12 protein-coding genes are annotated in these 13,605 nt (G+C 65.1%); 6 read left to right on the top strand and 6 right to left on the bottom strand.

Annotated features, from left to right (window positions below):
* Positions 1–19: 19 nt before the first annotated feature.
* Positions 20–1,504 (top strand): APC family permease, encoded by a 1,485-nt coding sequence (locus J3476_RS26725; protein ID WP_286183828.1) that lies wholly within the window; start codon positions 20–22, stop codon positions 1,502–1,504.
* Here J3476_RS26725 and J3476_RS26720 read toward each other — a convergent pair.
* Entirely contained in the window at positions 1,454–3,049 is a 1,596-nt protein-coding gene (locus tag J3476_RS26720; protein ID WP_207069300.1) for a PucR family transcriptional regulator, read from the bottom strand. The genes J3476_RS26725 and J3476_RS26720 overlap by 51 nt on opposite strands.
* Before the next feature lie 62 nt (positions 3,050–3,111).
* On the opposite strand from J3476_RS26720, the gene J3476_RS26715 reads away from it, so the two are divergent.
* From J3476_RS26715 to J3476_RS26695, 5 genes are all read left to right on the top strand, one after another.
* Positions 3,112–4,659, top strand: coding sequence for a CoA-acylating methylmalonate-semialdehyde dehydrogenase (locus J3476_RS26715; RefSeq protein ID WP_286183827.1), 1,548 nt, complete (start codon positions 3,112–3,114; stop codon positions 4,657–4,659).
* Positions 4,660–4,765: 106 nt separating this feature from the next.
* Positions 4,766–6,145, top strand: a complete 1,380-nt coding sequence (locus J3476_RS26710; protein WP_207069299.1) for an aspartate aminotransferase family protein — start codon at positions 4,766–4,768, stop codon at positions 6,143–6,145.
* Positions 6,146–6,408: 263 nt separating this feature from the next.
* Complete coding sequence (locus tag J3476_RS26705; RefSeq protein ID WP_373889135.1) at positions 6,409–8,247, top strand: DUF222 domain-containing protein; 1,839 nt, start codon at positions 6,409–6,411, stop codon at positions 8,245–8,247.
* Positions 8,248–8,395: 148 nt separating this feature from the next.
* Positions 8,396–8,833 (top strand): helix-turn-helix domain-containing protein, encoded by a 438-nt coding sequence (locus J3476_RS26700; protein ID WP_286183826.1) that lies wholly within the window; start codon positions 8,396–8,398, stop codon positions 8,831–8,833.
* 157 nt (positions 8,834–8,990) lie between these two features.
* Positions 8,991–9,983 carry a restriction endonuclease gene (locus J3476_RS26695; RefSeq protein WP_207069301.1) on the top strand — a complete coding sequence of 331 codons (993 nt, stop codon included), beginning with the start codon at positions 8,991–8,993 and terminating at the stop codon, positions 9,981–9,983.
* A gap of 329 nt (positions 9,984–10,312) precedes the next feature.
* On the opposite strand, the gene J3476_RS26690 is transcribed toward J3476_RS26695, so the two are convergent.
* The 5 genes from J3476_RS26690 to J3476_RS26670 form a co-directional block, all read right to left on the bottom strand.
* Entirely contained in the window at positions 10,313–11,089 is a 777-nt protein-coding gene (locus tag J3476_RS26690) for a TatD family hydrolase (RefSeq protein ID WP_207069298.1), read from the bottom strand.
* Positions 11,086–11,475 (bottom strand): hypothetical protein, encoded by a 390-nt coding sequence (locus tag J3476_RS26685; protein ID WP_207069297.1) that lies wholly within the window; start codon positions 11,473–11,475, stop codon positions 11,086–11,088. The genes J3476_RS26690 and J3476_RS26685 overlap by 4 nt, the downstream gene beginning before the upstream one ends.
* Positions 11,460–12,380: a hypothetical protein gene (locus tag J3476_RS26680; protein WP_207069296.1), complete on the bottom strand. Its 921-nt coding sequence runs from the start codon at positions 12,378–12,380 to the stop codon at positions 11,460–11,462. Before J3476_RS26680 ends, J3476_RS26685 begins: the two co-directional genes overlap by 16 nt.
* A complete protein-coding gene (locus J3476_RS26675; RefSeq protein ID WP_207069295.1) occupies positions 12,377–12,763 on the bottom strand; it encodes a hypothetical protein in 387 nt (128 codons plus the stop codon). Before J3476_RS26675 ends, J3476_RS26680 begins: the two co-directional genes overlap by 4 nt.
* 374 nt (positions 12,764–13,137) lie before the next feature.
* Positions 13,138–13,605 (bottom strand): hypothetical protein (locus J3476_RS26670; protein WP_373889133.1); only part of this gene is annotated, 468 nt, incomplete at its 5' end.

The following is a 13,605-nucleotide window of genomic DNA, read 5'->3' as shown; positions in this document are numbered from 1 at the left end:
GACAGCCCCAGGAGACCCCGTGACCACCAACCCCTCCGCCACGTCCTCCGCGACCTCGCCCGGATCGCAGGGGCGGCGGCTGCGCGGCCACCTGGGCCCCGTCGGCATCGTCTTCATGGTCGTCGCGGCGGCAGCCCCTCTGACAGTCATCGGCGGCAACATGCCGCTGGCCATGGGACTCGGCAACGGGGCAGGCGCACCGGTCGGTTTCGCCATCGCCGCGCTGGTGCTGCTGGTCTTCAGCGTCGGATTCGTGACGATGACCCCGCACGTGCCCGAGGCAGGAGCGTTCTTCTCCTATGTCACCGTCGGGCTGGGCCAGCGCATGGGCAAGGGCATCGCGGTCGTCGCACTCATCGCCTACACCGCCATCCAGATCGGCATCTACGGCTACATCGGCTGGGCCATCTCCGACACCGTCGCCCACTACAACGGACCGGTGATCCCCTGGCCCGTCTACTCGTTCGCGGTCCTGGCGATCGTGGCGGTGCTGGGCTACCGCCACATCGAGTTGAGCGCCAAGGTTCTCGGCGTCGCGCTGACCCTCGAGATCGGCGTCGTGGTGCTGCTCGACGTGCTGATGGTCGCCGATCCCGGTCCCGCCGGCATCACCTTCGCGTCGTTCGACCCGGCCGTGTTCAGCCAGGGCACCATCGGAATCGCCATCCTGTTCGCCCTGACCGGTTTCATCGGCTTCGAGGCGACGGCGGTGTTCCGCGACGAGGCGCGCGACCCCGAGCGGACCATCCCCCGCGCCACCTACGCCGCAGTGCTGATCATCGGGGCGTTCTACGCGATCACCGTGTGGGCGTTCGTCGTCGCGATCGGCCCGGACCAGGTCACCGACGTCGCGCAGCAGACCCTCGACGGTGACGGCAACATGCTGCTGGACACCACCGGCGCCACCATGGGTTCCCTCGGGCGCGATGTCGTCAACGTCCTGCTGCTCACCAGCCTGTTCGCCTGCGTGTTGTCCTTTCACAACGTCATCGCGCGCTACCAGTTCGTGCTGGCCCGCAAGGGGCTGCTGCCTGCGCGGCTGGGCGCGGTGCACGATGACCACGATGCGCCGTCGTTCTCGTCGGTCGTGCAGACCATCACCGCCACGGTGATCGTCGCCGCGCTCGCCGTGCTGGGTATCGATCCGCTGGTCGGCGTCTTCGGCTCGATGGCCGGTGTGGCCACCGTCGGCATGGTGACGCTGATGCTCACGACGTCGGTCGCGGTCCTGGTCTTCTTCCTGCGCCACCCGGACCGGGCCGCGGGCCGGGTGTTCCCGACGCGCATCGCGCCGGCGCTGGCCGTCGTGGGCCTGCTGGCCAGCCTATGGTTGGTGCTGTCCAATTTCACGCTGGTCACGGGCGGCAGCGTGACGCTGAGCGCGATCCTGGCCGCGATTCCGTTCCTCGGGTTGGTCGTCGGGTTCCTGGCCTGGCGGCCGTCGCAATCGCTGTCAGCGACCGGTCCCGCGCGCGTCGAGGATCATCAGCGCGACGTGCAGTGACGTCATCGACTCACCGTCGTCGAGGTCGACTCCGAGTGCGGCGCGGATGGCCGCGAGACGTTTGTAGAGCGCAGGCCTGCTCATGTGCAGGCGCTCTGCGAGTGCCGCCTTGTTCCCGGCCAGCCGCAGGTACTCGCGCAGCACGGTCAGGTGATCGGGCCTCGCCTCGGTATCGTTGTCCAACAAGGCTTTCAGCTCGGTCTCGGCGAAGCGTTGGAGCCGATCGTCCTCACGCAACAACGTCACCAGTCCACGCAGCCGGACGTCGGAGGCACGGAAGTACGCCCGTCCGCCGGTCGGCATCGCCAACGCGACCTCGGCGACGTGAGCGGATTCCGCGAGCGCCGCGACAGCGTCGGTGACCTGCTCGGCGGGCGATCCCGCCGCCAGCACGGATTCGGACCCGTCGACGCGACGCACCTCCTCGCGCAGCCTGACGCCGAGCGCCGTGAGCGCCTTGTCCGCGCCGTTGCCGCGGGAATCCTGCAGTGCCAGAACCGCTCCCACTTCCCCGTCACCCTGCAGGGAGAACAGAGCCGAATGGCCGCCGGCGTTCACCGTGTGCGCGACCGTGTCCAGCAGCGCGATGTTCCGACGATGATCGGCGACCGGATCGGTCGGGATGTGGGGTCGGACCGCCCGGACCGTCACGGGCACATAGCTGGCCGTCCGGCGCAGACCGAGCGCCTGGGCACGAGCCGCGACATCCCGCTCGTCGGTGATCCGGCCACGCAGGACGTCGTCGATCAGCCCGCTCTGGGCCTGGTGCTGCAGTCCCGTTCTGTCCTGCTCGATCATCCGGTGCATGGCGAGCGCGGCGGCGGCACGTTCGAGCACCATCCGCGCCCGCGTCGGTTCGCCCGGCGCCCGGGGCACGACGAGCCGGCCCCATTCCTGCGATCGCGGGCCCACGCCGGTCACCGCCCAGGGTTCGGCATGTGCGCCTGCCGGGCTGCGCCGGGACCGGCGCTCCCAGTCGTCGAGCAGGTCGGCGGGAATCGTCGCCGACGCCGCGATCGCTTGATGCGACAGGTCTTCGAGTACCACCGGCTCGGCGAGCATGCGCGCCGCGGCGTCGACGATGCCGTTGATCGAGGCCCGTTTCATGCTCAGTTCGGTGAACGTCTCGTGCACCCGACGGTCGAAGGCGACCTCGTCGTACTGCTCGGCCACGAGCTTGCGGTGCACGGCCTCGGTGACCTCGACGAACCTGACGCGCCGATGCAGCACGACCAGCGCAAGCCCGAGTTCGTCGGCGATGGCGCCGGCCTGGCTGGGCAGTGTGGAGACCTCCGTGCCGACCTCGACGATCACGCCGACGGCACCGGCTTGCGCCAGGCCGGTCAGGTAGGGCCGCGGCGAGCGGGCGAGCGCGGCGCCGGTGGTCAGCACCAGCTCGCCGCCCTGCAGGAGCGAGGACAGGTCGGCCAGGTCGCTGACGTGCACCCAGCGAATCGACTCGTGCCAGCGGCACCGGCTCAGCACCTCGGGTTCGCCGCGCTGCACCACCGGCAGCGCGACCACCTCGGCCACGGTCAACGGCATTGACACAGTGTAAAGGGTCGGCCCTTTTTCGAAGCAATCTGTCACCACCGTGGCGGCTCAGCATGGGTCACGATAGAAGCAAAGTCCGAGTAGACGACAGGAAGGCGTGCACCGTGGCTCCCCAGGTGATTTCCCATTGGGTTGACAACGAGGTTTTCACCGGGTCTTCCGGTGCCACCGCGCCGGTGACGAACCCGGCCACCGGTGAGGTGACCGGGCAGGTGGCGCTGGCCACCGTCGAGGACGCGCGTGGGGTCATCGACGCCGCCGCCGCGGCGTTCCCGGAGTGGCGTGACACCTCACTGGCCAAGCGCACCGCGGTGCTGTTCCGCTTCCGCGAACTGCTCAACGAGCGCAAAGACGAACTGGCCGCGATCATCACGGCCGAACACGGCAAGGTGCTCTCCGACGCTCTCGGCGAGGTGTCGCGCGGCCAGGAGGTCGTCGAGTTCGCCTGCGGCATCCCGCACCTGCTCAAAGGCGGCTACACCGAAAACGCGTCCACCAACATCGATGTGCACTCCATCCGCCAACCGCTGGGCGTGGTCGGGATCATCTCCCCGTTCAACTTCCCGGCCATGGTGCCGATGTGGTTCTTCCCCCTGGCCATCGCCTGTGGTAACACCGTCGTGCTCAAACCCTCGGAGAAGGACCCGTCGGCAGCGTTGTGGCTGGCGGAGCTCTGGAAGGAAGCCGGACTGCCCGCCGGGGTGTTCAACGTCCTGCAGGGCGACAAGACCGCCGTGGACGAACTGCTGACCAATCCGACGGTCAAGTCGGTGTCGTTCGTCGGTTCCACGCCGATCGCCCAGTACGTCTACGCCACCGGCACCGCGGCCGGCAAGCGCGTCCAGGCCCTCGGCGGCGCCAAGAACCACGCCGTGATCCTGCCGGACGCCGACCTCGACCTGGCCGCTGATGCCATGGTCAACGCCGGGTTCGGCTCCGCGGGCGAACGCTGCATGGCCATCTCTGCCGCGGTCGCGGTCGGACCGATCGCCGATGACCTGGTCGCCAAGATCGCCGAGCGCGCCGCGACCATCAAGACCGGCGACGGCACCAAAGACTCCGACATGGGCCCGCTGGTGACCCAGGCTCACCGCGACAAGGTCGCCTCCTACATCGACGCCGGCGAGGCCGACGGCGCCAAGGTCGTCCTCGACGGCCGTCAGGTCGCCCCCGACGGCGGCCAGGACGGCTTCTGGCTCGGACCGACCCTGCTGGACAACGTCACTCCGGCCATGAGTGTCTACACCGACGAGATCTTCGGCCCCGTCCTGTCAGTGGTGCGCGTCGACACCTACGACGAGGCCCTGGAGCTGATCAACACCAACCCCTACGGCAACGGCACCGCCATCTTCACCAACGACGGCGGCGCGGCGCGCCGGTTCCAGAACGAAGTGCAGGTCGGCATGGTCGGCATCAACGTCCCCATCCCCGTCCCGATGGCCTACTACAGCTTCGGCGGCTGGAAGAACTCCCTGTTCGGCGACAGCCACGCCCACGGCATGGACGGCGTGCAGTTCTTCACCCGCCAGAAAGCCATCACCACCCGCTGGCTGGACCCTTCCCACGGCGGGCTCAACCTCGGCTTCCCCCAGAACGCCTGACCCCGGCCTGTCATCACCGCGAGCGCGCGCGTCTGCACACCGACACGACATAATCTGAGGCATCGAGCGCGCGCTCGCCCGGCACGAACGAAACGGAACCCCCGCTGTGACAACTACCTTCGAAGCTCTGCCCACCGGCGAGGACCTCGACACCGCGATTGCGCGCGGGCAGCGAGCCTACGAGCTCGACCGCAAGCACGTCTTCCATTCGTGGTCCGCGCAGGCACAGATCAAACCGATGACCGTGCTCGCCGCCCAGGGTTCCTATCTCTGGGACGGTGACGGCAACAGGCTGCTCGACTTCTCCTCGCAGCTGGTGAACACCAACATCGGCCACCAGCATCCGAAAGTCGTTGCCGCCATTGCCGAACAGGCCGCCAAGCTGTGCACGATCGCACCTCAGCATGTCAACGACGCGCGGTCCGAGGCGGCACGCCTGGTCGCCGAACGCACCCCGGGTGACCTGAACCGGATCTTCTTTACCAACGGCGGCGCCGACGCCGTCGAACACGCGGTGCGCATGGCGCGGCTGCACACCGGCCGCTACAAGGTGCTCTCGCGCTACCGCTCCTACCACGGCGGCACCGACACCGCGATCAATCTGACCGGCGACCCGCGGCGCTGGCCCAACGACTACGCCAGCTCCGGGGTGGTGCACTTCAACGGACCGTTCCTGTACCGGTCGACCTTCCACTCCGAGAACGAGCAGCAGGAAACCCAGCGCGCGCTCGAACACCTCGAGCGGCTGATCCAGATGGAAGGCCCGGACTCGTTCGCGGCCATCATCCTGGAGTCGGTGCCGGGCACCGCGGGCATCATGGTGCCCCCGCCCGGCTACCTGGCCGGCGTGCGCGAGATCTGTGATCGCTACGGCATCGTGTTCATCGCCGACGAGGTGATGGCCGGATTCGGCCGCACCGGAAAGTGGTTCGCGATCGACAACTTCGACGTGGTGCCCGATCTGATCACCTTCGCCAAGGGCGTGACGTCCGGCTACATCCCGCTCGGCGGGGTCGCCATCAACGAGGCCATCTACTCGACATTCGCCGACCGGGCGTACCCGGGTGGGCTGACGTACTCCGGCCATCCGCTGGCGACCGCCTGTGCCGTCGCCACCATCACCGCGATGGACGACGAAGGCATGGTGGACAACGCGGCGCGCATCGGCAAGGACGTCCTCGGGCCCGGCCTGCGTGAGCTCGCCGCCCGGCATCGCAGCGTCGGTGAGGTCCGCGGCCTCGGGGTGTTCTGGGCGATCGAGCTGGTGGCCGACCAGAAGACGCGTGAACCGTTGGCCCCGTACGGCGGTTCCAGCCCGGCCATGGCCGCAGTGCTGGCCGCGTGCAAGTCCGGTGGGCTGTTGCCGTTCGCGAACTTCAACCGCATCCACGCGGTGCCGCCGTGCAACGTGACCGACGACGAGGTGGCCGAAGGTTTGCGCATCCTCGACACGGCCCTCACCGTCGCCGACGAGCACGCGGTCTGAACTGAGCTGTTTGGCCCGCCGGGCCATCGAGGCAACGCCGCCGATCACGGCGATCACCAAGCGCCACGGTGACGATGCCTCAGTGAGGTGAGGCGACAAGCGCGACGGTGCAATGCGCCGTCGCAGTCTCCGTTGCGCACGCCTGCTCGACATAGTGCGCTGTCTCGACATCGCTGTGCAGTGTCACCGATGTCCTGAGGCAGAACTGTCACCGATCTCCTGATACATCACAGAATCGGAGCTCCGGTTTTGTCGGTGGTCGAATGTATGTTCGAGTCATGTCGGGTGTGGTCTTGTCGGAGGCGGTCGCAGCGGTGCGTGCCGCGGTTGATGAGGCGGCCGGTGCTGGGGTGGATCTGCTGGGTCGCGCGGATCTGGTCGACGCCCTGGATGAGCTCGAGGTGGTGTGGTGTCAGCTGCCGGCGCTGCGGAACCGGTTGTTGGCGCGTCTGCAGGTCGAGACCACCGCGAAGGAGATGGGCGCCAAATCGTGGAACCAGGTGCTGGCGGTGCGGTGGCGGATCTCCACCGCCGAGGCGGGGCGGCGGTTGGGTGAGGCGGCGCTGCTGGGGCCGCGACAGTCGCTCACCGGCCAAACCCTGCCGCCGGTGCTGCCGGCGACCGCGGCCGCGCAGGCCCAGGGTGCGATCAACACTGAGCATGTGGTGGTGATCGCCAAGGCGGTGGCCAAGCTGCCCGGTTTCGTCGACGCCGGCACCCGTGAGGAGTTCGAAACCGATCTGGTGCGCCTGGCGGCCGGGGCCGGACCCAAGGACGTCAGCGATGCCGCGGAGTTGGCGTTGTTCCTGCTCGATCAGGACGGCCCCGAACCCGACGACACCGAACGCGCCCGCCGCCGCGGCATCTCCAAGGGGCGACAGCGTGGCGATGCGATGACCCCGATCAGCGGGGAGCTGACCCCCGAAGCGTGGGCGCTGATGGAGGCGATCTTCGCCAAGTACGCCGCCCCGGGCATGTGTAACCCCGACGACCCCGAACCGTGTGTCTCCGGCACGCCCTCGCAGGCTCAGATCGATGCTGATCACCGCAGCCTGGCTCAACGCCAGCATGATGCGCTGGTCGCGGTGTTGCGGATCGCGCTGATGAGTGGTCAGCTCGGACAGCTCAACGGGTTGCCGGTGTCGGTGATCATCCGCACCACCCTGCAAGATCTCGAGTCCCGGGCCGGGATCGGAGTCACCGGTGGGGGCACCCGCCTCCCGATCGCCGAGGTGATCCGCCTGGCCGCCCACGCCCATCACAGCCTGGCGGTGTTCGACAAGGCCACCGGATCGGCGCTGGCACTGTTTCGGGCCCGCCGGGTCGCTTCCCCAGCACAGCGGGTCATGCTGATCGCCCGCGACGGGGGCTGCACCAAACCCGGCTGCACGGTGGGCGCCTACGGCAGCCAAGCCCATCACGTCGTCGCCGACTGGACCGACGGCGGCAACACCAACGTCGACGAACTCGGCCTGGCCTGTGGACCCGACAACCGCGCCGTCGGCCCCGAGGGCTGGAGCACCCGGATGAACGAACGCGGCGAAGTCGAATGGATCCCCCCACCAGCGTTGGACACCGGCCAAACCCGCATCAACACCTACCACCGCCCCGAACGACTCCTACGACCCCCCGACCAGCAGCCACCGAACCCTTCGACATCGAGCCGTTCGGGCGATCCCGGACCCGCCGCATCCACCCCGAGCGGTCACCGCGACCAGCCCGGCGACACCCCGCGGGTCGAGGACGAACCGATCGACGACAAGCCGATCGACCATAAGCCGATGGATGACGCGCTGACGGACGAGCCGATCAACTTTGAGCTGATCCACGACGAACCGATCGACCATGAACCGATCGACTGCCAGCCGATCGACCATGAACTGATCGACGACAAACCGATCGACTACGCGCTGAGCGACGGCCCGCCGATGGACGACGAGCCGATCGACTATGAGTTGACCGAACCATCGCCCAACGACAACCCCGAAGAATCCGACGAACCCTGCGAGCCAGGCGACCCCGACGATCCTGACAAACCCGACAAATCCCGCGGCCCCGACCAACCCGGCGGACCCGCGCCCCCAGACGGCCAAGCCGCCTGAGCGCGGCATCTCGAACCTCACGCCGCCGCGAGCAAGCGATAGGTGTCACTGGAGTTCGTGTTCAGGTGGTGCCCTGCGGCAGACGACGGTCGAATCGAGAATTGCCGAGAATGCGCGAAGAGTCGACCCGCGAACCTGAGGTCAAAAAGTGGAGGCTATAGGAAGAACATCGAACCTGTGTTTTGTCAATGAAAAATTGGCTGACCTGCAAAAACGCATCACCGAGTCACCACCTCGGCCACACTTGTCCGGACAAGATGTGCCCAAACCCCACGCGAAACGCTTCCTGAACGCCCACGACATCACCAATATTGTGGCCTGGTACGAAGCTGGCGAGACCACCCAGCAGATCGGCGCCTGCTACGGCATCTCCAAGACACGAGTCGCCGCTATCCTGCGCGAGCAGGGTGTCATGATCCGTCGCCAAGGCCTCACGGATGAGCAGGCCAGGGAGGCTGCCACGCTTTACGTCGCCGGCAAGTCACTTGCGTCGATTGGTGCCAAGTTCAATGTCTCCCACACCACTGTCGCTGCTGCACTTCGCAAGCAAGGCGTTCAACTGCGAGGGCGGCCAGGGTGGCAGTAGGTTTCGACACGCGGCGCTTTTCTAGTTCGTTTCGTCCGAAGATCGAGCATCGCGCGCCCGCCGTCAAGAATTCTTGTGGGCAGGGCTGGCTGACGCCAGACCTATCGCAGTGCCATCATCGATTCTCAACGCGACAAAGGAGACGTAGTTGGCATCGATGTGGATGGTGCGGAGCGACGGGGGCAAGCGCTACGACGACTTCCGCGACCTGACGGCTGTCGGTATCGGCTTTCCTGAAATCGCCGAGTCGGCATACTCCGGGGCAAGCCGCAAGGCGCTCCTCACCGCGTACTCTGAGGTCCGGCCTGGCATCAAGCAACATTCGGCCATGTCAGCTGCCTCGCAGGTGTACCGATTCGTCAATGAGATCGGTGTTGGCGACCTCGTTGTCACGTACTCGCCGACAAACCGCAGGTATCTCGTTGGCACCGTGCGGGCCGCGTGTACGTATCAGCCGGATCGCACGAATCTCGGCATGGACCTTTCGCGTCCCGTCGATTGGTTGCCAATCGAAGTCGACCGGGATCGCCTGACGGTCGGCACTCGAAACAGCTTGGGCTCGGTCATGACCGTATTCAAGCTGCCGGACTCTGCTAGTGCCGAACTGCTGGCAGCTGCGACGGGCGCACCCGTCGAAGTTGCCGAGCCTGAAATCGACACGAAAGCGGAAGATCCGCTTGAAGACTTCGAGGCCGTGGCCTTCGAGCGGATCAAAGACCAGGTTAATCAGCTCGACTGGGCCGACCTGCAGGAACTTGTCGCGGGCATATTGCGGGCGATGAACTACAAGACCCAGGTGTCGCCACCGGGGTCCGATCTTGGACGAGACATCCTGGCTTCGCCGGACGGCTTCGGCTTCGAACAGCCGCGAATCGTTGTCGAGGTCAAGCATCGCAAGGGGTCGATGGGAAGCCAAGAGGTCCGCAGCTTTCTCGGCGGTCGCCATAAGGATGACCGCGGGTTGTACGTCAGCACTGGCGGGTTCACGAAGGATGCACGCTATGAAGCCGACAGGTCGTCGGTCCCGCTGACACTGTGGACCCTTGAAGAGCTGACCAAGGCACTGCTCGACAACTACGAGCAAGCCGATGCACGGACAAGGGCCTTAGTTTCGTTGCGCACGTTCTACGCACCTGCCGACACGCGATGAGGATGGATTGGCACGACTTCGCCCATCAGGAAGCGCGGCCGATTCAACCGCAACCGGTAGGAGTTCTGGCCCGATGCTAATCTTGGTCAGCGCTGCTGGATTGAGCCTGGTAACAGGTCTGGTACTGCCCATCGTTGCGGTGGCCGTGATGCTCTACGTCATTCCCAGTTTGTTGTCTCGGTTCCGAGGCCGCACACGAAAGGAGGCGATGCGTATGAACGGAGACTCATTGACGGGTAGGTTGCTCTCAGCATCTGCATTTGTCGGTTCGGCTTTCCTTACGAACGTCGCCGCAGCTGCAGTGCCAGGCTGAGTCCAGCACCCAAGCTCTACCGGCGGGCGGCTTCGAACGCAGTCCGCCAGTCAGGCCCGAACAGGTCGACGGTGCTTGTCTCATCTGCCAGGTTGGCGAGATTCCGCCAGACTTGCGTCCGAGTCGCATCGTCATCGAGGGCCCAGGTCCGCCGAAGGTTTCGCTCCACCTCCCGCACATTCCCCGGCCGGCGGGGCAGTGGCCCACGACGGTCTCCGCTCGGATGATCAGTCTCCGTCAGTATTCGATCCTGCGGAAGCAACCGAAGAAAATCAGGGCCAAGCACACCTGCCGCCGCAGGTGGTACGGAGAAGTAACACCCGAGTCTGACAGCCTCTTCTGTGAGTCCCGGACTGCCGGTCCACCAGTGCAAGATCACGCCCTGCACCGGCAGGCGGTTCAACTCCCGCAGAACCTCGGCCTGAGCCTGATAGCTATGCACGCTCAGGATCCGGGGTTCGTCGGCGACCGCCGCCAGCACGCTGCGAAACGTCTCCAGCTGGACGCTCATCGGCACTCGGCTCGCCCCATCTAGCCCGGTCTCGCCAACGACAGGGGTCGTGCTCAGCAGGCGACGGAATTTGTCCGCGGTGAAGGCACGTTGCGACCGCACCAAACCTGGGTGGACACCAATCGCCCACACAGCACGACGATCGTTGCGAGAAAGATTCGCGAACTCATCAAGCGATCGAGTCATAGCGAAGACGAATGCATCGAGGTTTGCTACATCTCCCGCAGAGATACCGGCGTCGATATGGGCATGAGCATCCAGTGGCAGCAGGTGCTCACTCATAGGGATAGTCCGCGAAGTTCATCCATCGCTCGGTTGCAGAGCGCGGCGGCGTCTGCGAGCCGAATGGTGTTCGGAATACGCATCGTCGCGAGATCCTCTTCGCGCAGTTCAGTGGAGAGGAAGTCTCGCATCGCTGCTTCGACCGACTTCGATTTCAACCAATTTGCGACCCGCTCGTCACCGTTTGGATCGATGTACTCAGTGCGATCGGTGACGCCACTCGCGATGAACGACGCCTTCCGAAGCAGACATCCGAAGCAGACCCCGCACTGCGCACGACGACTGATTCCGTAGGTCTTGGCACCCGTGTGCGAACACGATGTTGTTGCACTGAGATATTCGGACGCGGCTTCGTCACCGAGAAGATCCCTTACCTCAGAGAACATTTCGCCTTTCGTGCGGTCTGCAAAGGGGTTGGATAGGTCACCATGCGCCCCACCTTGGCCATGATGTTGCGAACACCCAATAGGAATGCCGGGTGAGTGGTCTTCGTCGACAGGCTGCCGCGTCGGTTCGGCGAGAGGGGCGGGTTGATGGATGCGTAGCCATTTTCGGGAATCCAGAGCGGCAGCTGGTTGACTGACGCGACCGCAAGCCCGAACGCGAGAAACAGTAGCGATCGAGAACGGGTCGAGTTTTCTTTACGGTAGTAGTTGCCGTTCGCCGTCTTCCGACCCCGTGAGTGGTGCACCTGAACGTGGTCCGCGAGCGTTCCTGGAAAGAGCGCATTGGTCTGTTGCGCCAAGGAACGCTGCAAAGGGGGAAGGTACTTGTCCGAATAGTGAGATACGAGCGCGTGCTTGGCCGTTCCTTGCAACTCGTGTGCGGACAGCAGGGCGCCAACTCCTGAGTCGCCACCACCACTGAACAGGACGACGCGTGATGCCCCTACCGCGCGGACAGCCGTCTGCTCGGGCGCACCCTTCTGCTCTCGAAAAGCGAGATGCCAGGTGTCTCCGGTCAAGAATCCGAGGAGTTCTTGCAGTTCTGCGCGCACACTATCCCAAGGCTCGACAGACAACACATCGACTTCGATCGCAATATCTCGCTTGTTCCACCTCGCGAGACGGCCAGACCGAAGGACTGACCTGTCCGCAGACAGGACTGCCGAGGCAATGCGCACGAAGTCGATGTTGCGTTCATTGACCTCTCCGAATTCACCGAGGTTGGGTCCGACGTTCGATGCAAACCACGGATGCGAACCCACTCCATTCCAGAAGAATGTCCGGTCAGCAGCTGCCGTCGGTTCGGCTGGTACTGGTTCAACGCTTAGGAGGAACGGTTCGTTCATGCGGGATTCCCCGGCTTGTAGATCTTCCGCAGCGCCCGAACGCCTTTGGTAATCGCTTTTTCGATGGATGCCGCATCTGTCGCGCCAGACGCCAGGTTCGCCTGCGCGGCGAGCACCTGCGAGGTTTCATTGATGCCATCAATCAACTCGTCGCGCGAAACCTCGTCATTCCCGACGAGCGTATCGCCTGCTTCCGAGATGAAGATCTCGGCGGCGATAAGTCCAATGGCGTGCTCGGCGGTCTCGGCTGCGTCCGGTAGCTCACTGTTCAATGAGTCGTCCATCATCCAATCCACGAGCTTGCCGGCGATAGCGCGCTGTTCCTCGCTGGCGATGTCGCTCGTTGTCTGCGCAGCGCAAACGACGTCAACGATCTCCCTCACGATCTCAGCACGGCTTGTGAGTTGGGAGAGCGCGTCGAAATCCAGCCCAGCTCGCTCGATGGCCTCCCGATCACCCGCGCGGAAAGCACGAGCAAGCTCAGCTGCGCGACCCGCTGTTCTTGCGTACGAACCGACAGTTCGTTGTGGTGAGCTTTGGCGACCACCGGCTCCACCAGGCGTTGACCCGCCAGCCCCGCCGCCTCCGCCAGATCCTCGGGAGTACAGCGGGATCCGAAGCGCCTGAGCGACGACATTCGCCGGTAAGTCGCTCTTATCGGCCTTGGATTGCGACTTTGCCCAGTCTTCGAAGCCCTCCCGCATCGCGCGGGGGATTTTCCCATTAGAGCCCTTGTATGAAGAGCTCGTACCCATGGTTAGCTACGCTCCAGGGCAACATCAAGCGCGCCCGCTTGTTCGGAGCCGCCGTTCGCCTCGACCAGCTTCGTCATCTGCTCGATGATTGGTTGGGGATCGCCCTGTTTGACCTGGAGAATCGCGCCGGGCTTCAGCTCTTTTGGCGGAACGCGTTTCAGTGCAGCACAGGCAAGATCGACGCATTCCGGACGCAGGCGAGCGAAACGCAAGATCGCCGTTATACCGGCCGTCTGCCTGTCGGGCCTATCGATGATCACGGCGCCAATGTGCTTGACGAGCGCCTTTGCGTCCTCGTCCGCGAGTGCGACAATCATCTCGTCCTTGATGCTCCGGTTATCCGAGATCGATGATGAAAGTAGCCGTGTCGCGACGTCCTTGACGCGTGCCGAGAGCCCACCCGTTGAAATGACGACATCACTGTTGAACGACGCAGCGAACACAAGGTACGTGGCGAGTCCCCGATCCTG

Origin of the sequence: Mycobacterium sp. PO1 (genome assembly GCF_017312405.1) — a bacterium.
Taxonomy (GTDB): Bacteria; Actinomycetota; Actinomycetes; order Mycobacteriales; family Mycobacteriaceae; genus Mycobacterium.
This window is presented reverse-complemented; position numbering and strand designations above follow the sequence as displayed.